The following is a 26,922-nucleotide window of genomic DNA, read 5'->3' as shown; positions in this document are numbered from 1 at the left end:
GCCCACCATCACATCCCGTCGCCGTCCCAGCGGCCCACGGACCGGCTGCGGACGGGCAGGCTCGACAGGATCGGCGCGGGGATCGGGTCCCCGTCCTTCCAGTTGAGCCGGCGACCCCAGATGTGGGCGTCGGGAGCCGTGCGATCCTCCGGGTCCTCGGTGGCCCGACCGGCCCAGCCCCAGTCCAGGTTGATGGTCTCGCGCTCGGTGGACTCCTCGCCGTGCGAGTGATCGTGCGAGTGCTCCCCGTCGTGATCGTGATCGTGGTCGTGGTCGTGGTCGTGGTCGTGCTCGTGACCGTGGCCGCCCTGCAGCTGTGCGGCGTCCATGGCCTTCATCATCGCGATGATTGAGGAGTCCGCACCGGTGCCGTGGTGCTTGATGGCCGGGCCGTCGTGGCCCTGGTCGAGCTGGAACTGCAGCGAGCCGTTCAGCTGGCGGATGTCCTCGTCGGTGCGCCACGGCTCACCCATGTCGTGCGACGACATGGACCAGGGGCGAGCCGGGTGGGGGTGCTCCTCCAGGCCCTCGGGGCCATAGTTGAACGCCTCCCCGCCCCAGCGCACCCACTCGTTCTGGGTGTACCAGTTCCGCAGCTCGCCGTCCGAGCGCAGCAGCCAGGTGGCGCCGCCCTCCATCGTGGTGAAGTGGCCGTGCTTGACGCGGGCCGGACGGAAGAAGTACGTGCCCAGGTCGAGCGTGCCGAAGTTGTACTCCATGTGGCCCTGGACGGTGTACGCCTCCTCGTAGCACGGGTGGTGCGCGAGGCGGTGGTCCGACCAGCCCTCCTGGGCGTGGACGAGGCGGGTGTAGAAGCCCGTGACCGGATCGACGTGCAGGTACTTGATGAACATGCCGGGCATCGGGCCCGGGTTGGGGACGGCGTCCCACTTCATGGCCTCGGAGTCGATCACGACGACCTCCTCGCGGGCGTCGGCCCAGCGCGGAGCGTTGATGGAGTCGACCGCGTCGAAGCCGGCATCGCCGTACTCGCGGTACTTCAGCAGCCGGGTGCCCTGGGCGATCTTGATGTAGTCGACCGGCACACCCTTGGGGGCGTACACGTAGCCGCCCTTGCCGATCTTCTGTCCGCCGTAGTCGATCTCACCCTCGAGCACGTAGTACTCGGTGTTGGCGTGGTGGATGCCGGGGCCCCGGCCCCAGTCGGTGTGGAAGTCGACCCGCAGGGAGGACGAGCCGTCCTCCTCGTCGACCGAGAGGCGGCGTTCACTGGCGCGGCCTTCGGCGCCGGGCAGCTCGGCAGCATGCCAGACGTAGTCGTCTTCCTTGATCAGTTCCACGTGGGGTCGCACGGGTGCCTCCATCGGTTGGGGTAGAAATATATGATATCGAACAAACGGTCAGCGTCGTCAAGAGTAGGGCGCGACCGGGTCGCACGCCTGTTGACCGTCAGCCCTGCGGGAACCAACCGGCCCGACCGAGCATGGCCGGGGCCTGCGGGAGATCGAGCTGCTCGGAGATCCAGGTGCCGGTCGCGGCGACGGCCATCGCGTCGATCGGGCCGCCGTCACTCCGGAACGAGCGCACGGGCTGCCCCGAGCGGTCGAGCAGGTACAGCAGGTCCTCGGTGGCGATGTTGCCGGTGGCGCCGGGCGCGAAGGGGCAGCCGCCGATGCCGCCGGTCGAGGCGTCCAGGACGCTCACCCCGGCCGCGATGGCGCTGATCGCGTTGGCGTACCCGGTGTTGCGGGTGTTGTGGAAGTGCGCGCGCAACGGGATGGAGGCGTTCAGGGTGCGCAGGCCGGTGACGATCTCGGTGACCTGGCGCGGCACGCCCACGCCGATAGTGTCGGCGATGGCCAGCTCGTCGGGACGGCCGTCCAGGACCCCCCGGGCCACCTCGAGCACCCGCTGCGTCGACACCTCGCCGTCGAAGGGGCAGCCGAAGGCCGCCGCGATGATGACGCTGGCCTTGACCCCGGCCTGTCGCGCGTCCTCGGCGATCGCGTGCCAGCCCTGGATCTGCGCTGCGGTGTCGGCACCCTGGTTGCGCAGGGCGAGGCCGTCGGATGCCACGACCACAGCGGTGATCTCGTCGCACCCCGCCTCGACGGCACGCTCGAGGCCCTTCCGGTTCAGCACGAGCCCGATCGAGGACAGTCCCTCGGTCCCGCGCACCTCGGCGAGCACCTCGGCCGCGTCGGCCATCTGGGGCACGCGGTCGGGTCGGGCGAAGGCGGTCACCTCGATGCGCCGGATGCCGGCGCGGACGCTGCGGCGCACGAGCTCCACCTTGGTGGCGGTGGGCAGGATCTTCTTCTCGTTCTGCAGGCCGTCGCGCGGCGAGACCTCGACGATCTCCACGGGTGAGGGGGTGGTCACGGTGCACTCCTTGCCAAGTGGTTTACGGGTGCATCATATCGAATATATGATCCACGCATGACGACTGAGATCTCCGCAAGCGGTTCCCTGTCCGGCATTCGCGTGATCGAGGCGGGCCAGCTGCTGGCCGGCCCCTTCGCTGCGACCCTGATGGGTGACCAGGGCGCCGACGTCATCAAGGTCGAGGCGCCCGGCGCCGGCGACCCGATGCGGGCCTGGGGCCGGACCGACGGCGACTCGCTGTGGTGGCCCGTCGTGGGCCGCAACAAGCGGTCGGTGACCCTCAACCTGCGCGAGGAGGAGGGCCAGGAGATCTTCCTGCGCCTCGTCGCCGAGGCCGACATCGTGGTCGAGAACTTCCGGCCGGGGACCTTCGAGAAGTGGGGCCTGTCCTACGAGCGCCTCAAGGAGGTCAACCCCGGGATCATCCTGGTGCGCGTCTCCGGCTACGGCCAGACCGGACCGTACTCCCACCGCGCCGGCTACGGCTCGATCGGCGAGGCGATGGGCGGCCTGCGCTACATCCTGGGCGACCCGGACCGTCAGCCCGCCCGTGCCGGCATCTCGATCGGCGACTCCCTGGCCGCGATGCACGCGTGCGTCGGGGCGCTGTCGGCGCTGCAGCACCGCAACGTCACGGGCGAGGGCCAGGTCGTCGACGCCTCGATCTACGAGTCGGTGCTCGCGATGATGGAGAGCCTGGTCACCGAGTGGGACGTCGCGCAGTACCAGCGTGAGCGCACCGGGGCGATCCTGCCCAATGTCGCCCCGTCGAACGTCTACCCGACGAAGGACGGCCAGCTGATCCTCATCGCGGCCAACCAGGACACGGTGTTCTCCCGTCTCGCCGACGCGATGGGCCACCCCGAGTGGAGCGCCCCGGGTCACGAGTACTCGACGCACGTCGGACGAGGCAAGGCACAGACCGAACTGGACGACCTCATCTCGGCGTGGACGTCGACCCTGGTCGCCGACGAGCTGCTGGAGCTGATGAGCTCCGGCGGCGTCCCGGCCGGCCGCATCTACCGAGCGGCCGACATGCTGGAGGACCCGCACTTCCAGGCGCGCGACTCCATCGTCGAGGTGCCCGACCAGACCTTCGGTCAGCTGAAGATGCAGAACGTCGTGCCCAAGATGTCGCTGACGCCCGGAACGATCCGCTGGACCGGACCGGACCTGGGCCAGCACAACGACGACGTGTACGACGACCTGCTGGGCATCGACTCCGAGGCGCGCGCCGATCTGGCCCAGCGCGGAATCATCTGAGGACGGCGATGACAACCCAGACCTCGGACCGCGCCTCCGACTACGCCTCGGTCGGCTTCGCCGGCACGATCGGCTGCGGCGCCAGCCCGGCCGTCGTGGTGGTCGACGTGTGCCTCGCCTACCTCGACGACGGGCCGTTCAGCGATGCCCACGGTCGGTTCGAGGAGGCCAGGAGCAGCGCCGATCGCATCGTGGACGCTGCGCGGGCCGCCGGACGGCCGGTCGTGTTCACCCGGATCGAGCTCGCCCCCGGTGGCGTGGACGCCGGCTGGTTCGCGGTCAAGGTGCCCGGCCTGGTGGCCTTCGAGCAGGGCTCGCCGTACGCCGACTTCCCGAAGTCCCCGGCCCCCCTTCCGGGGGAGGTCGTCGTGACCAAGCAGTACGCCTCGGCGTTCTTCGGCACGACCCTGGCCTCCACCTTGCGCGCCCTGGGCGTGGACACCACGATCGTGCTCGGTTTCTCCACCAGTGGATGCGTCCGGGCCACGGCCCTGGATGCCACCCAGCACGGATTCCGCTCGCTCGTGGCCCGCGAGGCCTGCGGTGACCGGGACGCGGGCGTCAACGACGCCAACTTGTTCGACCTCGACGCCAAGTACGCCGACGTCCTGTCCGAAGCACAGATCATCGAACACCTCACCGCTCCAGGAGCACCATGACCGACCAGCTCACCATCGTGGACCTCGACGCCGACAACCTCGCGTGGGGCGAGCACCAGATCGCCGGCGCCGAACGCCCGGCTCGCATCGTGATGCTGCGCGCCGACAGCGAGCGGGGCACCCGCACCGTGATGGTGCGCTTCCCGGACGGCTGGACGCGCGATGCCGTGGGTCATCAGCCCGCAGCCGAGGAGATGGTCGTCCTGGGCGGCGCGCTGTCGATCAGCGGGCTGACCTGCGCTCCCGGCCAGGTGCTCGTGGTCGAGCCGAAGGCGACGCGTGCGGCCACCTCCACCGCCGACGGGACGCGTGCCGTCGTGTGGTTCTCCGGCGCGGGTGGCGGCTGGGCGGACGGCGAGGCGGCCGATGCGGGTTCCGCCGAGCTGCTCACCGCCGACCGGACCCTGACGCGCGGTGCGCGTGACGGCCTGGTCGGCACCCTGACCGCGCGTGAGGACGCCGCGGGCGCCGTCTTCGACACCGATGTCGAGGTGCTCTGGCCCGAGGCTCGCCGGTGGGCGTTCGTCCCGGCCGGCGGTGCGGCTCCGGACATCGCCGGGCTGGCGATCATCCACACCTTCTGACCCGCCACGCCCCACCAACGCAGAAGATCCGTCCCCGAAGGGACGGATCTTCCTGCGTCTTGGTGACTACGTCGTGGCGAGGGCCGTCCTGGCGTCCGTGTCGTAGGTGCTGCGTACGCGCGCCAGGATCACGATGGAGAAGAACAGCGGCGGCAGCAGGCACAGCATCGCGAGGCTGATGGAGTCGAGCGTGTCCGACATGAACCCGACCAGCAGGGGCCCGAAAGCGCCGCCGAGCGTCGTGAGGAACTGCAGGAGGGCGAAGCCCATCCCGCGGTTGGCCGACGGCACGACGTCGGCCGCGGCTGCCGTGAGGTTCGGGATGGCTCCGGCGAAGCCGATGCAGGCGACCGCGACCATCGCGGCGCGGATCGGGACACCCGGTATGAGCACCGTCAGGCTCAGGCCGATCGCACCGATCAGCAGGAAGCCGCAGGCGACCCTGATGCGCCACCCGCCGGGACGCGCCTTGTCGCCCATCCGGCTGCCCAGGATGATGCCGATCACGATGCCGGTTCCACCCACGCCGCCGGCCAGGCCGGAAGCTGCGCTCTCGCCGATGTCCTCGACCCGCTCGAAGAACGTCGGCAACCAGTAGAAGAGACCCGCGACGCCCAGCGAGAGCATCGCCTGCGCGCCGATGACGCCCCGCAGGGTGCGTACCTTCAGCAGCGTCTTGGCCTCGCTGATGATCGACGCATTGATGGTTGCGGCGGTGTGGGGGGCAGCGGTCGACGACGTCTCGGCCCCGCCCGCCTTGAGCCGGTCGATCCTGTCGCCGAGCCCGCGGAGGGGCTCCTTGACGGTCGCCATCGCGATCGCGATCACCACGCCGGGTACTGCGGCGATGAAGAAGACGGCGCGCCAGTCGAACGCCTCGGCCACCGCGCCGCCGATGATCACTCCGGCGGGCAGGCCCATGTAGTAGCCCGCGCGCTCGATGCCGAACGCCTTGCCGCGACTTCGGCTCGGATAGTAGTCCGCGATCAGGCTGGACGCGGGCGGGTTGTAGAGCTGGCCGGCGGCACCGATCGCGATGCGGACCAGGAAGAACATGGCGAACGTCGTGGCCAGTCCGCTGAGCACGGAGAACAGCGACCACACCAGCACCACGACCACGACGGTCGCGACGCGGGGCGCGCGATCGGCCAGGCGTCCGGCCGGCAGCAGCAGCAGGGCCGCAGCGATGCTGGCCGCCGTGGGGATCGCGCCGGCGACGGTGTCGCTGAACCCGAAGTGGTCCTGGATCGCGGGCAGTGCGCCGGCTATCAGGTTGACCTCGACCCGGTCGATGAAGGCGACCAGGCCGATCGCGATGGCCGGCCACCAGCCGAAGGGCGCGTCGCGGGTCAGGTCGACCTCGCGCTCACCTCCCTTGGCCAGGACTGGCATCGTGACCGAACGGTCGGACGAATCGGTCGGGGATGCTGCGTCCGACATGGGGAGACTCCTGTGCTCGATGACCACGGTGTGACTAAGATTGCAGAATCCTACAAGATATATGAATTGGAGTTCGCCTCATGACTCGAGTCGCAGCCGTGCAGTACGCCGTGGGCGAGGACGTCGGGGAGAACCTGGCGACGGCGTTGCGGATGATCGAGCGGGCCGTGGCAGAGGGTGCCGAGGTGATCGTGCTGCCGGAGTTCGCCAATCACGTCTCGTGGTACGCCGATCGCGACCACGCCCGCCGGTTCGCCCAGACGCTGGACGGGCCGTTCGTCACGGCGCTCGCGGCCAAGGCGGCCGAGCACGGGATCCACCTCATGGTCAACTGCACGCTGCTGCGCGAGGACGGACGCGTCCGGGGCAGCAACATCTTGTTCGGCCCCGACGGAACCGTGCTCGCCGTCAGCGACAAGCAGGTGCTGATGGGCTCGGAGCGCGACCACATCGACGGCGCGGTCGACCGGATCGGTGTCGTCGACACCGCCGTGGGCCGGCTCGGGCTCTACTCGTGCATGGACGGGGTCATCTTCGAGACCCCACGGATGCTGGCGGTCGAGGGTGCCCAGGTGCTGCTGAACAGCCTGAACTCGTTCGCGCTGGACGAGGCCTCGTTGCACGTCCCGGTCCGGGCCGCGGAGAACAAGGTGTGGGTCGTGGCGGCGAACAAGGTGGGTCCCCTCGTCCCCGAGCACAGCATCGAGAAGGTCGCCTCGATGGTCGGTGTCCCGGTCGACCGGCTGCACGGTGCCGGCGAGAGCCAGATCGTCGCCCCCGACGGCACCGTCGTCGCCTGCGCGCCCCGGACGGGGGAGGCCGTGGTGGTCGCCGACATCGACATCGCGCTGGCCGACGACAAGTCGCGTCCCGACGGCACCGACGTGATCGCGGCCCGCCGTCCCGAGCTGTACGCCGCGCTCGCCGACGAGCCGGTGGGTCGCCGCGCCCCGGCGGGAGCCGACGAGATCCGCGCTGCGGTGCTCTCGCCGCAGGACGGTGACGACATCGCAGCGCTGGTGGCCGAGGCCGTCGGCCAGGGCGTCGACCTGGTGGTCCTGCCCGAGCTCGCCGCCCATGTCGACGGGCTCGCGACGGGCCCCGCCTCGCCGGCACTCGGGCCCGAGGCCCTCGCATCGATGCTCGAGGGCACCGAGACCCTGCTGGTCACCAGCGTCCTGGACGCGTCGGGCGCCCATGTGGGCATCGCCGTCTCGGCGCACGGCGTGCAGCTGACCCAGCCGCAGCTGCACCGCAGCGTCCGGCACGGCGACCTGCCCGCGGCAGACGTCGCCCCGGACTCGCCGATCGTGGTGCACGAAGCCGCCTGGGGCCGCTTGGCCGTTGTCGTCGGTGACGACGCGCTGTACCCCGAGACGTTCCGGCTCGCGGCGCTGGCCGACGCCGACGTCGTGGCGGTTCCCTTCACGGTGGCCGAGCCGCACGACAGCGACCTCATGCTGCTCGAGCGCGCGGCCGAGAACCGGCTCAACCTGGCGGTGGCCTCGCGCCGGCACGCCGAGCACGGCGGCGGCGTCCTGATCGGGCTGTCGGGCGACTTCACCCTGTGGGGCGCGTGGGAGAACCCGTTCGCCGGCGTCATCAGCCGACCGGATCCGCAGCACGCGCAGGCTGCTGTCGAGGTGGCGGTGCTGCGTCCGGCGTGCGCCATCAACCGCATGGTGAGCCGCGGTACCGATGTGGTCGACGGGCGCCCCTGGCACCTGGCCGGACCGCTGGTCAGCGACGTCTCACGGGTTCACTGAACCCGGACCGCGTCCTGACCGGTGGGGTCAGGACGCGGCTTGCGGAGTCGCGGTCTCCCGGACGGCCAGGGCCTTCATGAGCGCCGTCTCGGTGCTCTCGAGGTGGGCGATCCAGGCGTCCTTGAACTCCTCGACCTTGCCGTCGCGGGCCAGGTCGAGCAGGAGGCGGTGCTCGTCGATCCGACTCTCCTGGGTCTCGGGCTTGTGGTCCAGATCGGCCATCAGCAGGTGCAGGTAACGATCGGATGCCTTCCAGAGCAGGCCGAGCACCATGGAGTCGGCCGGGCCGATGACGTCGAGCAGCATCGCCTCGTGGAATGCGTGGTGCTTGGCGGCCAGCGCCGACGGCTCACGCTCGATACCGATGTACTCGGCCAGGGCGCGCTCGGCGTCGGCGAGCCGCTCCTTGCTCATGTGGGGCGCGGCGCGCAGGCACAGATCGCCCTCGACCAGCTTGCGCAGGTGGTAGATGTTGCGCAGCTCCTCGGAGGTCACGGTGGCGACCAGGGCGGATCGGCCCGGACGCAGGCTGACGACGCCTTCGCTCTCGAGCCGGCGCAGGGCCTCGCGCACGGGGATGTGGCTGATGCTGAAGCGCTCGCACAGGTCGACGATCGAGACGGTGGATCCGGGGGGCAGGTCCCCGTTGAGGATCGCGCGATGGATCTCGTCGGTGACCCGGTCCACGAGTGACTGGTGGGCGATGGGTCGGACGCCGGTGGCGCCGTTGGAGCGTCGACTCATGTCGTTGCCCTTCAAGTGATGGGGGTGAGTTTGTTGCCGAGGTTTGACTGCGAGCAGACAACCTTCTGCCTGAATCCTATATTCCCGTCCCTGACAAAGACAGAACCGACAACCCGAACCGCCTTACGCGAAGAACAGATATCGTATATTCTTCTTGCACAAGGAGGTGCACCATGGTTGATCCAACGACGTTCCGTGACGTGATGGCACAGTGGCCGAGCGGGGTGACGATCGTGACGACGCTGTCCGGGGACGGGGCCTGGCACGGCATGACGGCCAGCTCGTTCTCCAGCGTGAGTCTCGAGCCGCCCCTGGTCTCGATCTGCCTGAGCAAGAACCTGTACAGCCACCAGCTCATCGCGGAGAGCGGAATCTTCGGCGTCAACGTCCTGGCCAAGGACCAGACCGACGTCGGTCGCCGGTTCGCCGGGATGGACCCGGGCGTCGAGGACCGGTTCGCCGGGGAGACCTGGACGACCGCCGCCACCGGTGTGCCCCTGCTCGACTCCGGCCTGGGCTGGTTCGACTGCCGCGTCGTCCACGCGTACCCCGGGGGAGACCACACGATCTTCGTCGGCGAGGTCCTGGCCGGCCACGCAGCCCGCCGCTCGGCGCCTCTGCTGTTCCACTCCCGTGGCTGGGGGCAGTTCGCCGACGTCCTTCCCGATGTCGCGACCCTCGCCGATGGCGGTGTAGTGGCCGGGCTGGCCGCTGCCGGCCTCGCGAACGAGGCGGCGCACCTGGCCACCAGCGTCGCCCACGCCGGGGCACGGGTCCGAGTCGCCGATCTGAGCGCCGCCGCGTCGCTGGAGCAGGCGTCTGCCCTCGTGCCCAGGACCATGCCGCTGGAGGTCGCCAGCGTCGTCGTCGCCGATCGTGCCCAGGCCGATCTCGTCCTCGGCCTCGGGGTCGGGACCGCCGAGCTCGTGCTGGACCCCACCGATCCGGTCGATGTCGAGCGTGTGCTCGCCGCGGTCGACGGCATCGCCGAACGCTGTGCCGTGCACCTGACCGATCCCTTCGCGGCCGACCGGGTCGACGCGGTGCTCAGCGCCGTCCAGCGCCTCGGCCGGGCCAAGGTCCTCGAGATCGGCCTGCCCGACACGGCCGGCAGCGCCACACCGCTGCAGGTCCGGGCACTGCTGCAGGAGGCCGTGGCCCTCGCCCGCCCGACGCCCCTGCGCCTCGGGCTGCACGATCGAGACCGGCTCGGGCTGGTCAAGGCCATCACCGCGCTCAAGAGCGGTGTGCGTCACTTCGACAGCACCCTCGGGGGCCTCGGCGGTGCCGTCGCCACCGAGGACCTGATCCGTCTGCTGGAGGAGGTGGATGTCGACACCCCGGTGGACACGTCTGCACTCCTCGGCCTGGCGCGCGACCTGCGCAGCCGTCACGACGAGACGACACCCACCACCTTCACCCAGACACCCACCGCGCCTGCCCTGGCCGGGGAACCCGAGATCGTAGGAGCCACAGGATGACCCAGAAGCTGACCGCAGAGGTCCTGATTCCTGATCTGACCCCGGCCGAGCGCGCCCGCATGGAGCGCGTCGAGTCGGTCCTGCCGGCCATCAGGGCCGCGGCCCAGGAGGCGGACGCCCTCGGCGCCTTCCCGAAGGGGCACGTCAAGCTGCTCGCGGACGCCGGCCTGCTCGGCCTGGTCGTCCCGGAGGAGTTCGGCGGACTCGGCGGAGGCCTGCGGGACCTCGCCGCCACGACCTACGCGCTGGGAACCGTGTGCGGCTCGACCGCACTGGCCTACTTCTTCCACTGCTCGGCGTCCTCGCGCGGCATGCTGCCGCTGGCGGCCATCGACGCCGGCCTGTACACCGATGACGAGGTTCCCGTCGTCCGCCAGTTCGCCGAGAAGGTGCTGCGCCGGATGGGTGCCGAGAGCCTGATGCTGGCCAACTTCGCCAGCGAGGCGGTCAAGGCCAGCAACGCCAACGTGCTGATCTCCACCACGGCCACCGCGACCGAGGGTGGCTGGCTGCTCAACGGCGAGAAGTCCTTCGGCTGCCTGTCCGGCACGGCCGACTACTACCTGGTGACGGCCCGTCGCGAGGACGTCCCGGGCATCGACGGTCTCGGCCTGTTCCTGGTCGCCCGCGAGTCCGTCGGGGTCCGTCCGCGCGCCCCGTGGCAGGGTCTTGGCATGCGTGCCTCCGACAACCACGGCCTGGTCCTCGAGGACTGCTTCGTCCCCGCCGACGAGGCGCTGGCGATTCCCGGCGGATTCACCCGCGCGACGCAGATGTCGCGTGGCTCCTGGGTCGGCAACCAGGTCGCGATCGCAGCGATCTACGCCGGTATCGCCCGCGGCGTGTGGGAGTACGCCCTCGGCCGCACGATGGCGGCCAAGTTCGCCGACACGGGCAAGCCGATCGCCTCCAGCCCCATGCACCAGGTGCTGATCGGCAACGGTGAGGCATCGCTGGGCGAGGCGCACCTGTGGTTGCGCCGCCAGATCGACCTGGAGGCCAGCGAGCCGCCGATCCTGCCCAAGGACGAGGTCGTGGCCAGCTGGAAGCTCGCCAAGGGAGCCATCTGCGAGCACGCCTTCTCCGTCGCGACCGACGCCCTCAAGATGTGCGGCACCTCCGGCGCCCTGATGGACAACGTGCTCGGCCGCTCGCTGCGCGACACCGCGATGGGCCTGGTCCAGGCATTCCCCGCGGAGCGGGGCAAGCTCGACCTGGCCAAGGTCATCGTCGATCGCGAGGGCTGGGCCGGTCTGACCACGCGCGACGCGATGGCTGACGCGAAGCCCGAGAAGGTCGAAGCAGCCGCCCGATGAGCACTGTTCCGCCGGCCCGCGCCGGGCTCGATCTTCCTGCCGTCCAGCAGCTCGTCGACGGCGTCTGGTCGGCGCCGGCCGACACGCTTGACCTGACCCTGACCGATCCGTTCACCGGCGAGCCCGTCGGCGTCGCGCCGGCCAGCGATGCGGACTCCGTCGAGGCGGCCCTGGCCGCCGCCGACCGGGTCCACACCACGGGCGGCTGGAGCGACGTCCCGGTCGAGCGCCGGGCCGAGATCCTCGACGCCATCGGGGCGGCGCTGCAGGCCCACGTGCCGCGACTGGCCGCGCTCGAGTCGTTCGCGACCGGTGTGCCGGTCTCGCAGACCGGCATCGTCGGGATGATCGTCCCCGGTGCATTCCACCTCGCGGCGCAGATGCTGCGTGACGGCGTCCTGCTGGAGACGAGCACCGGCGAGCACGGCAACCCCGTGGAGGTGCATCGCCTGCCCCTCGGCCCGGCGCTGAGCCTCGTGCCGTGGAACGCTCCGGCTCCCATGGCGGCGCACAAGATCGCCAGCTCGCTGGCGGCCGGCGCGCCGTCGCTGCTCAAGCCCAGCGAGTACGCGCCGTGGGGCACCACGGCACTGGCGCAGGTCGTCGACGCGGTGCTCACCGAGCAGGGTGCGCCGGCGGGGACCTTCCAGCTCCTGCAGGGCGGTTCGGTCGTCGGCGGACGTCTGGTCCAGGACCCGCGCATCCGCGCCGTCTCCTTCACCGGAGGCCTGCGGGCGGGTCGTGAGATCGCCGGTGCCTGCGCGGCCAACTTCACCGCGCTGCAGCTCGAGCTCGGTGGCAACAACCCGCTGGTCGTCATGCCGGACGCCGATGTCGCCGATGCGGCCCGCCGGGCCGCCGACCTGCTCACCACGCTCAACGGTCAGTGGTGCCGGGCGCTCGGGCGTCTGGTCGTCCCGGCCGCGCTGGCCGACGACATCGTGGCCGAGATCGGCGCCCGCCTGGCCGATCTGGCCGCCGGCGACCCGCTGGACGAGTCGACCGACCTGGGTCCGATCGTGCACCCGGGCCACCTCGCCCACCTGCAGGCCGTCATCGACGAGCGTGTCGCGGCCGGCGGAACGGCCCACGCCACCACGAAGCTCCCGGACGGGCCGGGCAACTTCCTGGCCCCGACCCTGGTCACCGGCGTGCCGTCATCGGCCGCGCGCGACGAGGTCTTCGGCCCCGTCGCGACCGTGCACGCCTACGAGTCGCTCGACGAGGCCGTGGCGCTGGCCAACGACACGCCGTTCGGCCTCGAGGGCTATGTCGTCGGCACGGACACCGAGGCGGCCCTCGCGGTCGCCCGTCAGGTCCGCGCCGGAGAGGTCAAGGTCAACGGCTCGACGATCATGAGCCTGCACCTGATGACACCGCGCCCGGCGTGGGGTCTGTCGGGCATGGGCGAGGAGGGAACCGTGGAGACCATCAGGATCTTCACCGGTGCCCGCGTCGTCGGCGTCGAGGGCGGCTACGCCCTCCACGGCCGATGACGTCCTCGGAGCATTCCGCCGATCGCTTGCGAGCCCTGCTGGCCGGACCCACCGTGGTCCGGCTGCCGGGTGTCTTCGACGCCGTGTCCGCCGGGCTCGCCGCTGCCGCGGGGGCCCAGGCGGTGTGTCTCTCGGGCGCGACGGTCTCGGCTGTCGACCTGGGTCTGCCGGACTTCGGCTTCGTGCACGGCACCGACATCGCCGGACGTGCCGCGGCACTGCTGCCGTCGCTGGGCGGCGTGCCCCTGCTGGCCGACGCCGACACGGGCTACGGCAATGCGCTGCAGGCCCGGCGGACCACCCACACCTATGCGGCGGCCGGCGTCGCCGGGCTCCACCTCGAGGACCAGGTCGCGCCGAAGCGGTGCGGCCACCTCGGCGGCAAGGAGGTCGTCGGCGTCGACGAGGCCGCGTCCCGGGTCCGGGCCGCGGTCGACGCGGACACCGGACTGGTCATCGTGGCCCGCACGGATGCCTTGTCCGTGCTGGGTCGCGACGCCGTCGTCGAGCGCTGCCGGGCCTTCGCCGCCGCGGGTGCCGACGCGGTCTTCGTCGAGGGCGCCTCGATCGAGGACCTCGAGGCGGTCGCCGCGGCACTCGCGGCGGACGGTCGTCCGCTGCCCCAGATGTACAACCGGTCCGAGGCCGGCGGCCCGATCGACGCCGGACCGTCCGACGAACGACTGGCCGAGGCCGGCGTCCGCTTCGTGATCCATCCGGTGTCGGCGATGCTCGCCGCGGCCGAGGCGGTGCGCCGGACGATGGCGGCGATCGTGGGAACCGGCCATGCCGGCGCGGTCGACCGGATGGAATGGACAGACCTGACCGACCTGGTCGGGCTGCCCGAGCTCCTGCAGGACGAGTTGAGGTACGCCGCGGGCTCGGAGCCCGCGGCGCTGTCGGAAGGACACAGATGAGCACAGTTCGCACCGATTCGGTGATCGTCGCAGGCGCCGGCGCAGTCGGCCTGACCGCGGCGCTGGTCGTCGCCCGTGCAGGGGTCCAGGTCACCGTCCTGGAGGCGGGGGAGCACCTGGCGACCGAGTCGCGGGCGTCCACCTTCCACCCGCCGAGCCTGGAGATGCTGGACGACCTCGGCGTGCTCGATGCGCTGATGAAGCGCGGCATCGTCTCGACCAGCTTCCAGTACCGCGACCGCCAGACCGGCCCGATCGCCGATCTCGACCTGGGCATCCTGGCCGGCGACACCAGGTTCCCGTTCCGCGTGCAGTGCGAGCAGAGCAAGCTCACGCCGATCCTGCTGGCGGAGCTGCAGGCGCTGGACAACGTCACGGTCCACTTCGGCCAGCGGGTCGCGAAGGCCGAGACGACCGAGGACCGTGCGACCCTGACCACCGAGCGCGGCGATGTCTTCACCGCCGACTGGGTGCTGGGCGCCGACGGCTCGAACTCGCAGGTCCGACAGACCGCCGGCTTCACGTTCGAGGGCATGACCTATCCGGAGCGCTTCCTCGTCGCCTCGACGACCGAGGACCTGGAGGGCGTGCTGCCCGGCATCGCCGCGGTCAACTACGTCTTCGACCCGACCGAGTGGCTGGTGGTGCTGCGCACCCCCGAGCACTGGCGCATCCTGTTCCCCACCGACCAGGACACCCCTGACGAGGTCGAGATCGACCCGGCGCGGATCCAGGCCCGCCTGACCGGCGTGGCCGACCTGGGCCGCCCGTGGGACGTCCTGCACACGACGCTGTACCGCGTCCACCAGCGCGTCGCCGACACGTTCCGCAAGGACCGGCTGATCCTGATGGGCGACGCCGCCCACATCAACAACCCGCTGGGCGGCATGGGCATGAACAGCGGCCTGCACGACGCCGTCGTCGAGGCCCGGGCGCTGCTGGCCGTGCTGGACGGGACGGGCTCGCTCGACGAGCTCGACGTGGCCTGCGAAGGACGTCGCCAGGTCGCCCTGTCGTACGTCAAGGCGATCACGCACGACAACTGGGAGCGGCTGCGCCAGACCGATCCGGAGGCCCAGAAGGCCTATCACGACGAGCTGCGTGCCCTGGCCGCCGATCCCGACCGGATGCGCAACCACCTGCTGAACACCTCGATGATCAACTCGCTGCGGCTGGGCAAGCCGGTCGCGGTGCTGGGAGGGGCCGGCGCGTGACCGCCCGGGAGAACCCGGCACGGATCGACGACGTCGTCGGGACGGTCGAGTTCCACGACACCGCCGCCGTCGACCGCGAGGTGCGACTGGCCGCGGCCGCGCAGTGCCGGTGGGCCGCCACCCCGGTCGCCGAGCGCGTGCGGGCCGTGCGGGCCGCAGCCGATGCCCTGGACCCGGAGCTGGACGCGATCGCCGAGCTCACCGCCCGCGAGACCGGCAAGGTGCTGGCCGATGCGCGCGGCGAGGCAGGCTTCGCGGCGGTGGTCCTGCGCTGGTACGCCGAACGGGGCGAGGAGCTGCTCCAGGATCGGGTCACCGACGACGAGCGCGGTCGGCTCGTGACCCGGCACCGGCCGTTCGGCGTGGTGGGTGCGATCACCCCGTGGAACGCCCCGCTGATCCTGTCGATGCTGAAGGTGGCCCCGGCGCTCGTGGCGGGCAATGCGATCGTGGTCAAGCCCTCGCCGCTGGCGCCGTTCGGGGTCACGCAGATGCTGCAGACGCTGGCCGATGCCCTCCCGGCGGGGCTGGTGCGGGTCGTGCACGGAGAGGTCGAGACGGCCACGGCGCTGGTCGGCCACGAGCTGATCTCGCGGATCGCGTTCACCGGTGGCGACGTCGCGGGGCGCGCGATCGCCTCGCTGGCCGGCCGCTCGCTGACCCCGAGCGTCCTCGAGCTGGGTGGCAACGACCCGGCCATCGTGCTGCCGGACGCAGACCTCGACGATGCCGCGATGGACCGCATGGTCATGGCGGCCTTCGCCACCAGCGGTCAGGTCTGCATGGCGCTGAAGCGGCTCTACGTCCCGGCCGAGCGGCACGACGAGATCGTTGCCGCGCTGGTCGCGGCTGCGGAGCGCGTGCTGCACGTCGGTGACCCGTTGACGCCCGGCGTCACCATGGGGCCCGTGGTGAGTGCCGCCTCGGCGGCCCGGGTCAAGCACCTGGTCGAGGCCGCCCGATCGGCCGGGGCGACCGTGGTCGAGATCGGCACCGTGGTCGGTGACCTGTCCCGTGGGCACTTCGTGCGGCCGACCCTCGTCCTGGGCGCGGCCGACGACGATCCGGTGGTCGCGACCGAGCAGTTCGGCCCGACCCTCCCGGTGCTCACCTACGACTCGCTCGACGATGTCGTGGCCCGCGCCAACGCGGGGGAGCTGGGCCTGGGCGCATCGGTGTGGTCCAGCGACGAGGAGCGCGCCTTCGAGGTGGCCGCCCGGCTCGATGCGGGGTTCGCCTTCGTCAACACCCACAACCGCACCGGGATGACGCTGCGGGCACCCTTCGGCGGCGTGAAGCGCTCCGGATGGGGGCGCGAGTACGGCGACGAGGGCCTGCTGGAGTACGTCCAGCCGTGTGTGATCCACGCCCCCGGAGCCTTTCGGGCCGGAGCCGCAGGGCTTGCCGCCACCGCGTATCCGGGCGGGTGAAAATTCTTCGCCGAGAACCCCCCTCCGGGAACGAAGATAGAATATATTGTTTGAAAAGCAGTGCGCGATAGTGGAGGGATAGGGCATGAGTCAGAACCTCAAGTCGGTTCAGGAGTACTTCGACGAGGCGGGTCCCACCGATGTGACCTCGTTGTTCGCCGACTGGAAGGCACTGATCGACCGGATGGCCACCAAGGTGGCGGACCGCTTCGACCTGGTGCGTGACCCCTCGACGGACGCGCTGGAGAGCTTCACCTCCGAGAACGGCCCGTCGGGCAGCGTTCGCGGATACACCGGCCCCGAGGTCGACTGGATGATCCACTCCCACATGGAGAACGCGGCCCTGGGCTTCGTCAACGTCCACCTCACGATCTGGCTCGGCCCGCACGTCCGCGTGCCGCACTTCGGCATGGCGCTCGGCGCCTTCCCGCAGGGCTGGCTGTTCCTGGACTCCGTGCCGCGGTCGAACCTGATGACCGACACCGACTCGTTCGACAAGTACTACGGTCCGCTCAACGACGAGTGGGAGCAGTTCCAGGCCGACAACGACTTCATCGAGCCCTTCGTGAGCCGCAGTGCCTTCGTCCGGGCCAGCCTGTCGCCGACGGCGTTCTGCTTCATGGCACCCGGCGACCAGCGCACCACCGACGTGGTCACCGAGCTGGCCGAGCGTCACCTCGATCGCTGGCTGGCCTGGGTCGACGAGGCCGAGCGCGTCCCGGTCGAGGAGCAGGCCGCGCTGGCAGCCGAGGACGAGCTGACCCGTCGCAACATCGCCGAGCGCGATCCGGCCAACGAGATGGGCGACCGGTTCTTCGGCCCCGAGATGACCCAGCAGCTGGTCCGCGCCCTGTGGGGTGGCGACCGGGTCCTGCCGCGCCCTCACCTGCGCTGAGAGCACGGACCATGAACAACGCTGGCGCAACGACGCTGGTGCGAGCTCACCGGACGGCTGTCCGGGTGGACGGTGCCGTGGCCCCCTACGACACCGTCCACGTGACCCTGCGGCATCCTGCGCTGCCGGCGGCCACGGACATCGAGCGGATGAGCGGCGTCCTGCCGGCTGATCCGTCCGGCGCACCGTATCCGGTGGTCATCGTGCTGCCGGGTATCAACGTGGCGTCCAGCGGTTATCTAGAGCTGGCCGTCTCCTTGGCGCAGGCCGGCATGGTCGCGGTGACCTTCGACTGGCTCGCCGAGCTGTTCCCGGGCCAGTTCGGACTGACACCGGGCGTCGACCTGACGGCCGTCGGACCTGACACCTACGGGTCCAAGCCGACCACGCCGGCGCTGGCCGCGGTGCTCGCAGCCGTCGCGCAGGCGCAGGAAGCCGGCCCGCTGGCCGGGCTGCTGGACCTGGACAGGATCGGCGTGTTCGGTCACTCCGCCGGTGGCACCGTGGCACTGCAGTCCGCACGCGCCGCGTGGTTCCCGCAGGTGCGTGCGGTCGCGACCTACGGCGCCCACACGATGGCCTCGCAGCAGCTCGGGCACGCACCGGGCACGCTGCTTCCTGCCCCGGTCGACGTGCCGGTGCTCCTGCTGGGAGGTACGGCCGACGGCGTCGTCGCCGCCAGCGCGATCCGGTACGGCCAGGAAGCCGGTGCGGCGGGGCACGACCCGATCGAGCGCACCTTCACCGAGGCGTTGCCACCGGACACGGAGGCATGGCTGGTGCGGATCGCCGATGCCGGACACATGCTGCCGGCAGCCCCGGAGGACCCGACCTCAGCTCGAGGATTCCTCGAGGAACCACCCGCCGGTGACCAGGACCGGCTGCGGTCGGTCCTGATCGACCTGGTCACCACATTCTTCTCGGCCCGTCTCGGTGCCGAGCCCTCGTCCTTGGCCGAGCTCGACACATGGCAGGACCACATCCACCCCGATATCGCCGACATCCGTCGACGCTAGGAGACCAACATGTTCAAGAACTTCTGGTACGCCGTCGAGTTCAGCACCGACCTGGAGGTCGGGAAGCCGAAGAAGGTCAAGATCCTCGGGCAGCAGCTGGTGCTGTACCGCAAGAACAGCGATCACTCGGTCGTCGCGATGTCGGATCTGTGCGTGCACCGCGGTGCCGCGCTTTCGGGCGGAACCATCAAGGACGACTGCATCGTCTGCCCGTACCACGGCTGGGAGTACGACCCCGATGGCGTCGTGCAGAAGATCCCCGCGCAGCCCGACAAGGGCATCCCGCGCAAGGCGCGGATCGACTCGTACCCGACCCAAGAGAAGTACATGTTCATCTGGGTCTACATGGGTGACCTCCCCGAGGAGGAGCGGCCGCCGATCCCCGACTGGTCCGACATCGACGACACGGAGACCTACCGCGCCGTCACCGGCTCGTTCCTGTGGAAGTCCAACTACGAGCGCATCCTCGAGAACGGCATCGACGTCGCCCACACGCCGTTCGTGCACGGTGGTGTGTTCGGCAACCCCGAGAAGCCCGAGGTCCCCGACTTCGTCATGGAGGACTCGGACTGGCACTGCAAGATCTCGATCGAGCTCAACCCGCCGCGGTCCAAGGGCATCTGGGGCATGATCAACCCCAACCGTCAGAAGCTGACCGAGCGGCCCCCGGTGCCGGTCTCCACCACCTGGTTCATGCCCAACATGATCCTGCTGGACGTGGGCACGCCCATGGGCGCGATGAAGATCTTCGACGTCAACATCCCGATCGACGAAGAGACGACGCTGGTCAAGTTCGTCGCGCTGCGCTCGTTCTTCAAGGGCAAGTGGGCCGATCGTGACGCCCGTCGCCGTGTCTTCAAGGTGCTGTACGAGGACCAGGCGATCGTCGACCACGTGCGCCCCGAGCTGCTGCCGTTCGACCTGTCGGCCGAGCTGCACATCAAGAGCGACCAGAACGCAGTCAAGTACCGCCGCCGTCGCCAGGAGCTCATCGAGGCCGGTTGGGGCGTCGAGGGCAACACGATCGTCGGCGAGGGCGGCGCACGGGTCGAGGCGCGGGTCATCCCGTCCCCGACGCGCAAGGCCGTCCCCGAGCTGGCGAGCGCCTGGAACTTCAAGGAGGTTCGCAGCCGCGAGATCCTCGACGCCCGGGGTGAGGCATCGCCGCCCCGCGTCGAGCACCGCCTGGTCCTGCACGACGACCTGCACGACGACTCGGCCCCCGAGGCCGATGCCATCGGCGACATCGCCGGTGACGAGATCACCACCACCTACGTCACCACGAGCAACAAGGAAGACAACGCATGAGCCTGCCCAGTGACCTGTGCATCGGAACCCTCGACACCCTGATCGATCGCGCGGGACTCAAGGAGTTCTCCGGTGCCGACGGTGGCCCGTTCATGACCCTCAGCTCGACGATGGGGCCCGATCCGGTCGGTTCGGTCCGGGTCTTCACCGGCGACAAGGTGGCCAAGGCCGTCTACGTCGGCATCGTCGTGCCGCAGATCGGCCTCGACAGCCACATGGTGTTCGCCTTCATGCCGGACGAGTCGCCGGTGCCGCACTTCACGCTGGACTCGGTCGGTGCCGGCGAGTACTTCGCCTTCCACCTCGACCTGATCCAGCGCGTCGACGCCGGCACGCACATGGTCTACAACGACTGGGCGCACACTCCGCTGACCGAGACCTACGAGCAGGTCAACGCGATGGAAGGCCTGTCCAAGGCCGTCCTCGAGCCGCGCCAGCTCACGGTCATGTCGTCGTGGATGCTGGCCAGCCGGGCGACCGAGGAGGCCTTCGGCCAGCTCGACGCGCCGGTCGCGGCCTACCTCGACCACTGGTTCTCGCTCGTCGAGGGCGACGTGCCGGCCGATGTCGTCGCCGATGTCGCCGACACCGATCTGCCGACCCGCGACGCCCGCAACCGCGGCCTGCTGTTCAGCCCCGAGGTCGACAAGGTGTGGGCACAGATCTCGCGCCTCATCACCGAGCCGGTCGCCGAGGACATCCGCAAGCTCTTGGTCAACAACGAGCTGCCTGGATGAGCGTTCAGGCGCAGGTCGAGACCAGCGAGTGGCAAAAGCGCATCGAGGGGGAGTGGCACGGCATCCCCGGGCTGTTCGACGCGCAGGGCAACCACGTCGGCTTCGAGTACATCGCGCGGGCCAGTGAGGTGACCGCCGAGGGCGCCCGCTACTGGATGGACTCCAAGCTCTCGGGCGCCGGTCCGCTGCGCAACCGCTTCGAGCTCGGCGCCCAGTTCGACTTCGGCGTCGTCGACTCCGACGAGAACCGCGTCTACACCGGTCCGGACTTCTACGGCACCGGCCAGCCCTACGGCCTGTTCGTCGAGGCCAACTACTACTCGCCGGGCTGGCAGGCCGATCTGCGCACCTGGAACCAGGTTCTTCCTGACGGGGAGACCCAGGTCTACTCCTCGGTGCTGCACGACGGATGGGCCGTCTGCGCGGTCTTCAACGGTGTCTACAAGCGCACCACTGACCGGGAGACCAATCCTGCAACCCAGGAGTACGTCGACCAGTGGCGCGAGCTGGAGAAGGAGCGCGGGCCCCGTCCGCACGTCCTGCCCACCAAGCAGGCCGGCGCCTGGACCGGGACGCTGTTCGTCAACGGCGCCGACCAGACCACCGAGGGCCAGGTGCAGGTGCGCATCGAGCACGAGCCCACCTCGCTGCGTTCGGCGCGGCACACGATCACGTGGAGCGGCGATCTCGAGCGGGAGTACACCTTCGACCGCTATCGCGATGGCGCCCGCACGATGTTCGAGGGCCCCGAGGTGTTCGGCAACGCCACCTCCTACGGCCGCGCACTGTTCACGGTGCAGCACCTGGTCGGGGTCGACAAGACCGGCATCGAGAAGATCCGTGGACGCGAGTTCCTGATGGATCCGGACACCCGCGAGCTGGCGATCGTCTGGCAGCTGATGAGCGGCGAGACCACGACCCACTTCGTGCACGGATCGTTGGCGTGGGAACCGCGCTGACCGGCCGCCGGGTGGCTGTCGTCACCGGCGGTACCCGGGGCATCGGTCTGGGCCTGGCGCGTGAGCTGCTCGAGCGTGGTCACCAGGTCGCGATCTGCGGCCGCAGTGCCGGATCGGTCGACGCCGGTGTGCAGCAGCTGCGCGCCGGCCTGGACGATCCTGGCCGGGTGCTCGGCGTCGTCACGGACGTGTCCGACCGCGACGCGGTGCAGGCGCTGTGGCAGCAGGCCGTGGGCACGTTCGGCCGGGTGGACATCTGGATCAACAACGCAGGTATGTCGGCACCGCGAGGTCCGCTGGCCGACCAGCCGTCCGAGCTGGTCGACGCGGTCGTCCAGACCAATCTGGTCGGCGCGTTCAACGGCTCGGCCATCGCCCAGGCCGGGATGGCGACCCAGGCCGGGGGTGGCTGGATCTGGAACATGGAGGGCTTCGGCTCCCGCGGTGAGCACCAGCCCGGCATGGCGACCTACGGTGCCTCCAAGCGCGCCGTCCAGTACCTCACCGAGGCGCTGGTCCGCGACACCAAGGGCACGCCGGTCAAGGTCGGCTTCCTCTCCCCGGGCATCGTGGCCACCGATCTGCTGATCGGCGACTACGCGGACAAGCCCGAGGAGTTCGACAAGGTCAAGAAGATCTTCAACATCCTCGGTGACCGGGTCGAGACCGTCACGCCGTGGCTGGTCGACCAGGTCCTGGCCGCCAACAAGCACGGCGTCCGCGTGGCCTGGCTGACCAAGCCCAAGGCGATGGGACGCTTCATGGGCGCCGGCTTCCGCAAGCGCGACATCTTCACCCCGCAGGAGGCCTGATGCACCCCGGATCGGCGACCTTGGTCGCCCGCAGCATCGATGTCTGCGAGGAGTACACCGTCGCCCTGGCGCTGGAGGACTTCGTCCCCGTCATGCTCGCCGGGGTGGCCCTGATGATCACCGCCCAAGCGACCGGTCGGCGGGTTCCGCGGGTCTTCCCGATCGCGCTGATCGGCGCGATCGTGGTGACCACGGGCGGTCTGGCCAAGGCCACCTGGAAGATCCTGGTCGCATCGGGGTGCCACGAGTACCCGATCCTCGAGCAGCTGCTCTTCCCGTGCCTGGCCTTCGGCTTCAGCGCCCTCGTGTGGGCACTGCTCAGCGCGAAGCGCGGGTCCGAGCTGACCGGCTGGCCGTTCGCCGTGTTCCCGGTGGCGGCCGCGATCGGCGCGCTCTGGATGGGCCACATGTGGCCCCTGCTCATCGCAGCGGCGGTCAGTGCCACCGCACTGGGTGTCACCGCGGCGGTCATCGCGTTCAAGGCCGGCCGGCGCGTCATCGGGGCGTTGTTCGTCGTCTACGTCCTGGGCACCAACATCCTGCCCTCGCTCGCGGCACGGCCCGAGCAGTCGGTCCAGATCCAGTGGGCTGAGCAGCTGACCAACACCGCGGTCCAGCTGTGCTTCCTGCTCGGAGCGTTGTGGCTGCGCAAGTATTTTCCCACCACGGCGGACCGCGAGTCCGTCTACGAGACCACTGGAGAGACCGCGTGAGCGTGGACCGTCTGGGATGGCGCCGCAAGTTCGGCGTCATCGCCCCGAGCACCAACACGATCGTCCAGCCCGAGTTCGACGCGATGCGCGTCCCCGGCGTCACCTCGCACTACGGCCGCATCTACATCCCGGACGGTCGTATCGCGACCGACGAGGGGATGGAGAACCTGCTGGAGCAGATCCGGGCCAACATGGACGACTGCGTTCGCAGCCTGATGACGATGCAGCCCGACTACATGGTCATGGGCATGAGCGCCGAGACGTTCTGGGACGGGGTCGAGGGCAACCGCCAGTTCGTCAAGCAGATCCAGGGTCTCACCGGTGGGCTCGGTGTCGCCACGGGCGCCGAGGGGTGCGAGCGCGCGCTCAAGCTGTTCGGCGCCAAGAAGATCGCCGTCGTCACGCCGTACACCCCGATCGGTGACACCAACGTGCGCAAGTTCTTCACCGAGCTCGGCTTCGAGGTCGGCCAGATCAAGGGGCTGTGCGTCAACAGTGCGGTCGAGATCGCCCAGGTCTCGGAGAAGACGCTGCGCGAGTCGCTGATCGAGATCAACGACTCCGACGTCGACGCGATCGTGCAGTGCGGCACCAACCTGTGCATGACCGAGCTGGCCGACGAGGCCGAGCGCTGGCTCGACAAGCCGGTCATCGCGATCAACGCCGCGACCTGGTGGATGGCGCTGCGCGACAACGGCATCGAGGACCAGCTGCACGGCTACGGGACGCTGCTGCGCGAGTACTGATCGGTGGGGCCGCTCAGCCGACGACGACCTCGTCGATGGGCAGGTGGGGCTCGACGGCCGGAAAGACCACGGCCATCAGCAGCCAGAACACCAGCGCGAGCAGCACCAGTGCCTCGCCGACTTTGACCGGGGTCGGACCGGGGAGCAGTCGCCAGATGAGGGCATACATGTCAGCTGTCCATTCCTTCGGGTGGGCCCGCGGCCAGTGAGCGTTCCTCGACCAGCTGTGCCCCGACCACCAGGCGCTCGGTCGATCCCCAGCGCGGGTGACAGGTGATGAGGGTCAACGTCCTGGCCGTGGGCGCCTGGCCCGGCTTCCCGGCGACCGGGGCCAGGATCTCGGTGTGGTTCGGGGCGATGATGCGTGACCAGGTCACCTGATAGGTGAACCAGCCGTTGGCCGCCTCGACGTACACCTTGTCGCCGGCGACCATGCGATCGAGATCGGCGAACGGCTCACCGTGCGTGGCGCGGTGCCCGGCGACGGCGTAGTTGCCGACCTGCCCCGGCAGCGCGGTGTCGGGGAAGTGGCCCGGGGCGGTGTTGAGGCTCTTCATGTCGACGCCCTCGACGACCACGCGCTTCCAGTCCTTGCCCAGTCGCGGGATGTGCAGGACGTTGAGCCCGTCGCCGGTGCCCGGCCTGGTCTGGCGGCCGGCCTGGCCGGTCTGGTCGGTCTGCTGCTGGGAACGGAATTCCTGGAGCAGATCCTTCTGCGCTGCCGCGGTCTGCAGATTGGTCCAGACCAGCAGGTAGAACGCGAGCGCGGCGAGCAGCGCGCCGACCGTGAGGAGCAGCTCGGCGAACCCGCGGAGGACTCCTGCGATCGACGCCTGTGGAATCCTCGACATCTCCGAAATATATCATGTAGGGTTTCGATTGCCCTCGCCTGCGAGGTGATTGTCCGGCATGCCGACGCTCTGGAGTGTGTCATGGCCAAAGGGCCTGTGAGGTCGTTTTTAGCCACTTTGGTGGTCGTGGGATCCGCTCTGCCCGGCTTCGCCGGCGCGAGCGCATCGGCCGCACCGGTCGGCCCGATCGATCCCGGCGGCGGGTGCTGGCGCTACCTGCCGAACCCGGCTGCGGATCCCGACGCCGCCATCGACGACGTGGACGGCATCCTCGCCCTCAGCACGCAGCTCGAGCCGTGGGGTGTCAACCCTCGCATGACACTGCAGACCGCGGGGGACACGGCGGTCGGCGGCGACCGCACCTACAGCCTCACGAACACGACCGGCCCGGAGGTGCTGCCCCTGCTGTCGGACCGCGAGGGCAAGGCCTACTACTACTTCGACGTCCTCGACGCCGGTTCCAAGCGCACCCCGCTCAAGCCGGTCGTGGTGGACTTCGAGATCGAGGCCGGCAAGGACGCCATCCCGCCGACCCGGGTCGACGGCACGTTCCCGATCACGACGGCCGGCACCTCGGCGCTGATCCTGCGCACCGTCTTCTTCGACCTGCCCGGTCAGCGGCTGGTGTGCAACGGCCAGCCGAGGTGGATCTCGCGGACGGGACCAATCCGGCCACGACGCCCCAGGACACCGCGATGCTGGCCAGCATGACGACGGTGGCCGCGCAGCAACTCACCGTCACGCGGGTCGTCGGCCAGGACGTCCTCAACGCCGCGCGCCCCGGTGACGAGGTCCAGACCTCTCTGTCCGGATTCGCCTCGGAGACCAAGGTCCCGCTGGCCCTGTGTGGGACCACCTGCGGCCGGCCCGTCGACGCCACCACCATCGCGGACGGCAGCGGCACCGGGACGCTTCTCGTCCCGGCCGACGCCGCGACCGGAACCGGTACTGTCCGGGCGACGGCGAAGCTCGGCAAGGACACTGTCGTCCTCGACCAGCCGATGCGGGTGCTGGCCGCCCCGACCGTGCGGCTGGGCGACACCTCCGACAAGAACCGCCTCCGCGTGGTCGGCGCCGAGTGGGACCCGCTGCGTCAGGTCAGCGTCACTGCCGTCGACGGCTCGGGCACCCCGGTGGGCACTGCGGTGAGTGTCGCGGCTGCCGCGACCGGGGCGATCGACGCAGAGCTGACGGTCGCCGCCGATGCCGAGGTCGCGGGCGTCGTTGCGACGCAGGACCACCGCGGCACGACGCTGAAGGCCACGGTCGACGTCACGGCCGGCGGTGCAGGCGGCGGCTCGGACGCGGGCGACGGCGCGGGCAACGACACCGGCAATGGCGCCGGTGACAACGCCGGCAACGGTGCCGGCAACGAGGCGGGCAACAACGCGGGCAGCGGTGCCGGCACCGGAAGCGGTTCAAGCCCCAGCGCGGTCTCGCCGCCCGGCGCCGCCCCGATCGACATTCCTGCGCCGGTCGACCTGCCGGTCACGACGGTCGCCGATCCGCAGGCAGCGGCCGGGGCTGCCGAGCTGGCCGTGACCAAGGTGTCGCTGACGGGGTCGACCCGGTTCGGCGATCTCATGGGCGGGGGACCGGACCGGGTCCTGAAGCTGCGGGTCGAGAACGTCGGCACCGCCGAGGTCGTCGCTCCCGGGCTGAGCATCGCGGTGGGCAAGGGCGAGAAGGTCGACCCGGTCTACTCCTCCGACGGCTTCGCCAGGCTCGCGCCCGGCAAGAGCCTCACGCTGCAGATCCCCATCGGCCTGCCGGCGGGTGCCTTCGGCGTGTACACGATCAGCGGGCAGGTCGGAGAGGGCTCGTCAGGAGCCTTCTCGACCACCTTCGAGACCTATCCGTGGGGACTGTTCGCCCTCAATGCGCTGGGTGTCCTGCTGATCGCCTTCGCGATCCGTCGCCGGATCTTTGCCCCCGCACCGAGCCGGGTCGCCTCCCTGGCAGGCCCACCGCCGGCGGCCGGCGCCTCGTCGGGCGACGGTGCCGCGGTCATCGACCTGGCGGTGCTGGAGCGCTGGTGGGCGCTGCAGGCGGACGGCGAGGGCGTGCCGGTCAAGGCCGGAGCCGACATGACGGCCGATGCCGTCGTCGACGTCGACGCGGTCGAGCGCTGGCTGGAGCGGTGCTCCGCGCGGCAGGCCCAGGGCGACCAGATTTCTGCCAAGAGCACGTCATAGCCGAGTAGATATCCTATATAGTTCTTTCATGCTG

Annotated in this window: 26 protein-coding genes; 20 read left to right on the top strand and 6 right to left on the bottom strand. The window is 70.1% G+C overall.

What is annotated here, in order from left to right; genetic code table 11:
- Positions 1-8 precede the first annotated feature (8 nt).
- Together NQV15_RS12435 and NQV15_RS12430 are read right to left on the bottom strand one after the other, a co-directional pair.
- Positions 9-1,313 (bottom strand): DUF4437 domain-containing protein, encoded by a 1,305-nt coding sequence (locus NQV15_RS12435; RefSeq protein ID WP_232400196.1) that lies wholly within the window; start codon positions 1,311-1,313, stop codon positions 9-11.
- Positions 1,314-1,410: 97 nt separating this feature from the next.
- Entirely contained in the window at positions 1,411-2,343 is a 933-nt protein-coding gene (locus NQV15_RS12430; RefSeq protein ID WP_232400195.1) for a hydroxymethylglutaryl-CoA lyase, read from the bottom strand.
- Positions 2,344-2,400: 57 nt separating this feature from the next.
- Here NQV15_RS12430 and NQV15_RS12425 point away from each other — a divergent pair, with 57 nt between their 5' ends.
- The 3 genes from NQV15_RS12425 to NQV15_RS12415 are packed head-to-tail and all read left to right on the top strand — an operon-like array spanning position 2,401 to position 4,852.
- Positions 2,401-3,609 carry a CaiB/BaiF CoA transferase family protein gene (locus NQV15_RS12425; RefSeq protein WP_232400194.1) on the top strand — a complete coding sequence of 403 codons (1,209 nt, stop codon included), beginning with the start codon at positions 2,401-2,403 and terminating at the stop codon, positions 3,607-3,609.
- An 8-nt stretch (positions 3,610-3,617) separates the two neighbouring features.
- Complete coding sequence (locus NQV15_RS12420) at positions 3,618-4,268, top strand: isochorismatase family protein (RefSeq protein ID WP_232400193.1); 651 nt, start codon at positions 3,618-3,620, stop codon at positions 4,266-4,268.
- On the top strand, positions 4,265-4,852 hold the full coding sequence (locus NQV15_RS12415) for a hypothetical protein (protein ID WP_232400192.1): 588 nt from the start codon (positions 4,265-4,267) through the stop codon (positions 4,850-4,852). Before NQV15_RS12420 ends, NQV15_RS12415 begins: the two co-directional genes overlap by 4 nt.
- 66 nt (positions 4,853-4,918) lie before the next feature.
- Here the strand turns inward: NQV15_RS12415 and NQV15_RS12410 are convergent, their stop codons facing one another.
- Positions 4,919-6,292 carry an MFS transporter gene (locus NQV15_RS12410; protein ID WP_369413860.1) on the bottom strand — a complete coding sequence of 458 codons (1,374 nt, stop codon included), beginning with the start codon at positions 6,290-6,292 and terminating at the stop codon, positions 4,919-4,921.
- An 80-nt stretch (positions 6,293-6,372) separates the two neighbouring features.
- Here NQV15_RS12410 and NQV15_RS12405 point away from each other — a divergent pair, with 80 nt between their 5' ends.
- On the top strand, positions 6,373-8,058 hold the full coding sequence (locus tag NQV15_RS12405) for a nitrilase-related carbon-nitrogen hydrolase (protein WP_232400190.1): 1,686 nt from the start codon (positions 6,373-6,375) through the stop codon (positions 8,056-8,058).
- Positions 8,059-8,085: 27 nt separating this feature from the next.
- On the opposite strand, the gene NQV15_RS12400 is transcribed toward NQV15_RS12405, so the two are convergent.
- Complete coding sequence (locus NQV15_RS12400; RefSeq protein WP_232400189.1) at positions 8,086-8,802, bottom strand: GntR family transcriptional regulator; 717 nt, start codon at positions 8,800-8,802, stop codon at positions 8,086-8,088.
- A gap of 173 nt (positions 8,803-8,975) precedes the next feature.
- On the opposite strand from NQV15_RS12400, the gene NQV15_RS12395 reads away from it, so the two are divergent.
- The 14 genes from NQV15_RS12395 to NQV15_RS12330 all read left to right on the top strand — a co-directional run bounded on the left by NQV15_RS12395 (position 8,976) and on the right by NQV15_RS12330 (position 23,842).
- Positions 8,976-10,283: a flavin reductase gene (locus tag NQV15_RS12395; RefSeq protein WP_232400188.1), complete on the top strand. Its 1,308-nt coding sequence runs from the start codon at positions 8,976-8,978 to the stop codon at positions 10,281-10,283.
- Complete coding sequence (locus NQV15_RS12390; RefSeq protein ID WP_232400187.1) at positions 10,280-11,599, top strand: acyl-CoA dehydrogenase family protein; 1,320 nt, start codon at positions 10,280-10,282, stop codon at positions 11,597-11,599. The genes NQV15_RS12395 and NQV15_RS12390 overlap by 4 nt, the downstream gene beginning before the upstream one ends.
- Complete coding sequence (locus NQV15_RS12385) at positions 11,596-13,095, top strand: aldehyde dehydrogenase family protein (RefSeq protein WP_232400186.1); 1,500 nt, start codon at positions 11,596-11,598, stop codon at positions 13,093-13,095. Before NQV15_RS12390 ends, NQV15_RS12385 begins: the two co-directional genes overlap by 4 nt.
- Positions 13,092-14,012: an isocitrate lyase/PEP mutase family protein gene (locus NQV15_RS12380; protein WP_232400185.1), complete on the top strand. Its 921-nt coding sequence runs from the start codon at positions 13,092-13,094 to the stop codon at positions 14,010-14,012. Before NQV15_RS12385 ends, NQV15_RS12380 begins: the two co-directional genes overlap by 4 nt.
- Positions 14,009-15,226 carry an FAD-dependent oxidoreductase gene (locus tag NQV15_RS12375; protein ID WP_232400184.1) on the top strand — a complete coding sequence of 406 codons (1,218 nt, stop codon included), beginning with the start codon at positions 14,009-14,011 and terminating at the stop codon, positions 15,224-15,226. Before NQV15_RS12380 ends, NQV15_RS12375 begins: the two co-directional genes overlap by 4 nt.
- Positions 15,223-16,656, top strand: a complete 1,434-nt coding sequence (locus NQV15_RS12370; RefSeq protein WP_232400183.1) for an aldehyde dehydrogenase family protein — start codon at positions 15,223-15,225, stop codon at positions 16,654-16,656. Before NQV15_RS12375 ends, NQV15_RS12370 begins: the two co-directional genes overlap by 4 nt.
- An 85-nt stretch (positions 16,657-16,741) precedes the next feature.
- Positions 16,742-17,551: a hypothetical protein gene (locus NQV15_RS12365; protein WP_232400182.1), complete on the top strand. Its 810-nt coding sequence runs from the start codon at positions 16,742-16,744 to the stop codon at positions 17,549-17,551.
- Positions 17,552-17,628: 77 nt separating this feature from the next.
- The gene (locus NQV15_RS12360; RefSeq protein WP_232400181.1) at positions 17,629-18,567 is read left to right on the top strand and encodes a dienelactone hydrolase family protein; all 939 of its coding nucleotides are present in this window, start codon (positions 17,629-17,631) and stop codon (positions 18,565-18,567) included.
- A gap of 9 nt (positions 18,568-18,576) precedes the next feature.
- Entirely contained in the window at positions 18,577-19,875 is a 1,299-nt protein-coding gene (locus NQV15_RS12355) for an aromatic ring-hydroxylating dioxygenase subunit alpha (protein ID WP_232400180.1), read from the top strand.
- Positions 19,872-20,612, top strand: a complete 741-nt coding sequence (locus NQV15_RS12350; RefSeq protein WP_232400179.1) for a hypothetical protein — start codon at positions 19,872-19,874, stop codon at positions 20,610-20,612. The genes NQV15_RS12355 and NQV15_RS12350 overlap by 4 nt, the downstream gene beginning before the upstream one ends.
- On the top strand, positions 20,609-21,571 hold the full coding sequence (locus NQV15_RS12345; RefSeq protein WP_232400178.1) for a calponin homology domain-containing protein: 963 nt from the start codon (positions 20,609-20,611) through the stop codon (positions 21,569-21,571). The genes NQV15_RS12350 and NQV15_RS12345 overlap by 4 nt, the downstream gene beginning before the upstream one ends.
- Entirely contained in the window at positions 21,556-22,383 is an 828-nt protein-coding gene (locus NQV15_RS12340; protein ID WP_232400177.1) for an SDR family NAD(P)-dependent oxidoreductase, read from the top strand. The genes NQV15_RS12345 and NQV15_RS12340 overlap by 16 nt, the downstream gene beginning before the upstream one ends.
- The gene (locus NQV15_RS12335; RefSeq protein WP_232400176.1) at positions 22,383-23,096 is read left to right on the top strand and encodes a hypothetical protein; all 714 of its coding nucleotides are present in this window, start codon (positions 22,383-22,385) and stop codon (positions 23,094-23,096) included. Before NQV15_RS12340 ends, NQV15_RS12335 begins: the two co-directional genes overlap by 1 nt.
- On the top strand, positions 23,093-23,842 hold the full coding sequence (locus NQV15_RS12330; protein WP_232400175.1) for a maleate cis-trans isomerase family protein: 750 nt from the start codon (positions 23,093-23,095) through the stop codon (positions 23,840-23,842). The genes NQV15_RS12335 and NQV15_RS12330 overlap by 4 nt, the downstream gene beginning before the upstream one ends.
- Positions 23,843-23,855: 13 nt before the next feature.
- On the opposite strand, the gene NQV15_RS12325 is transcribed toward NQV15_RS12330, so the two are convergent.
- Positions 23,856-24,011: a hypothetical protein gene (locus NQV15_RS12325; RefSeq protein ID WP_232400174.1), complete on the bottom strand. Its 156-nt coding sequence runs from the start codon at positions 24,009-24,011 to the stop codon at positions 23,856-23,858.
- Between the two features lies 1 nt (position 24,012).
- On the bottom strand, positions 24,013-24,693 hold the full coding sequence (locus NQV15_RS12320) for a class E sortase (RefSeq protein WP_232400173.1): 681 nt from the start codon (positions 24,691-24,693) through the stop codon (positions 24,013-24,015).
- A 126-nt stretch (positions 24,694-24,819) separates the two neighbouring features.
- On the opposite strand from NQV15_RS12320, the gene NQV15_RS12315 reads away from it, so the two are divergent.
- Together NQV15_RS12315 and NQV15_RS12310 are read left to right on the top strand one after the other, a co-directional pair.
- Complete coding sequence (locus tag NQV15_RS12315) at positions 24,820-25,404, top strand: hypothetical protein (protein WP_257125047.1); 585 nt, start codon at positions 24,820-24,822, stop codon at positions 25,402-25,404.
- A complete protein-coding gene (locus NQV15_RS12310; RefSeq protein ID WP_257125046.1) occupies positions 25,338-26,888 on the top strand; it encodes a hypothetical protein in 1,551 nt (516 codons plus the stop codon). The genes NQV15_RS12315 and NQV15_RS12310 overlap by 67 nt, the downstream gene beginning before the upstream one ends.
- The last annotated feature ends 34 nt before the right edge of the window (positions 26,889-26,922 follow it).

The sequence above is a fragment of the Aeromicrobium wangtongii genome (genome assembly GCF_024584515.1).
In the GTDB taxonomy this organism is placed as follows: Bacteria; Actinomycetota; Actinomycetes; order Propionibacteriales; family Nocardioidaceae; genus Aeromicrobium; species Aeromicrobium wangtongii.
The sequence above is the reverse complement of the archived record's forward strand: the minus strand, read 5'-3'. Positions and strand labels throughout refer to the sequence as shown.

What these genes read in the sequence shown, in the direction of transcription:
- NQV15_RS12400 (WP_232400189.1), bottom strand. Translation starts at nt 8,802, where the DNA reads ATGAGTCGACGCTCCAACGGCGCCACCGGCGTCCGACCCATCGCCCAC.
- NQV15_RS12395 (WP_232400188.1), top strand. Translation starts at nt 8,976, where the DNA reads ATGGTTGATCCAACGACGTTCCGTGACGTGATGGCACAGTGGCCGAGC.
- NQV15_RS12320 (WP_232400173.1), bottom strand. Translation starts at nt 24,693, where the DNA reads ATGTCGAGGATTCCACAGGCGTCGATCGCAGGAGTCCTCCGCGGGTTC.
- NQV15_RS12345 (WP_232400178.1), top strand. Translation starts at nt 20,609, where the DNA reads ATGAGCGTTCAGGCGCAGGTCGAGACCAGCGAGTGGCAAAAGCGCATC.
- NQV15_RS12415 (WP_232400192.1), top strand. Translation starts at nt 4,265, where the DNA reads ATGACCGACCAGCTCACCATCGTGGACCTCGACGCCGACAACCTCGCG.
- NQV15_RS12425 (WP_232400194.1), top strand. Translation starts at nt 2,401, where the DNA reads ATGACGACTGAGATCTCCGCAAGCGGTTCCCTGTCCGGCATTCGCGTG.
- NQV15_RS12385 (WP_232400186.1), top strand. Translation starts at nt 11,596, where the DNA reads ATGAGCACTGTTCCGCCGGCCCGCGCCGGGCTCGATCTTCCTGCCGTC.
- NQV15_RS12390 (WP_232400187.1), top strand. Translation starts at nt 10,280, where the DNA reads ATGACCCAGAAGCTGACCGCAGAGGTCCTGATTCCTGATCTGACCCCG.
- NQV15_RS12365 (WP_232400182.1), top strand. Translation starts at nt 16,742, where the DNA reads ATGAGTCAGAACCTCAAGTCGGTTCAGGAGTACTTCGACGAGGCGGGT.
- NQV15_RS12420 (WP_232400193.1), top strand. Translation starts at nt 3,618, where the DNA reads ATGACAACCCAGACCTCGGACCGCGCCTCCGACTACGCCTCGGTCGGC.
- NQV15_RS12335 (WP_232400176.1), top strand. Translation starts at nt 22,383, where the DNA reads ATGCACCCCGGATCGGCGACCTTGGTCGCCCGCAGCATCGATGTCTGC.
- NQV15_RS12375 (WP_232400184.1), top strand. Translation starts at nt 14,009, where the DNA reads ATGAGCACAGTTCGCACCGATTCGGTGATCGTCGCAGGCGCCGGCGCA.
- NQV15_RS12405 (WP_232400190.1), top strand. Translation starts at nt 6,373, where the DNA reads ATGACTCGAGTCGCAGCCGTGCAGTACGCCGTGGGCGAGGACGTCGGG.
- NQV15_RS12350 (WP_232400179.1), top strand. Translation starts at nt 19,872, where the DNA reads ATGAGCCTGCCCAGTGACCTGTGCATCGGAACCCTCGACACCCTGATC.
- NQV15_RS12380 (WP_232400185.1), top strand. Translation starts at nt 13,092, where the DNA reads ATGACGTCCTCGGAGCATTCCGCCGATCGCTTGCGAGCCCTGCTGGCC.
- NQV15_RS12325 (WP_232400174.1), bottom strand. Translation starts at nt 24,011, where the DNA reads ATGTATGCCCTCATCTGGCGACTGCTCCCCGGTCCGACCCCGGTCAAA.
- NQV15_RS12355 (WP_232400180.1), top strand. Translation starts at nt 18,577, where the DNA reads ATGTTCAAGAACTTCTGGTACGCCGTCGAGTTCAGCACCGACCTGGAG.
- NQV15_RS12410 (WP_369413860.1), bottom strand. Translation starts at nt 6,292, where the DNA reads ATGTCGGACGCAGCATCCCCGACCGATTCGTCCGACCGTTCGGTCACG.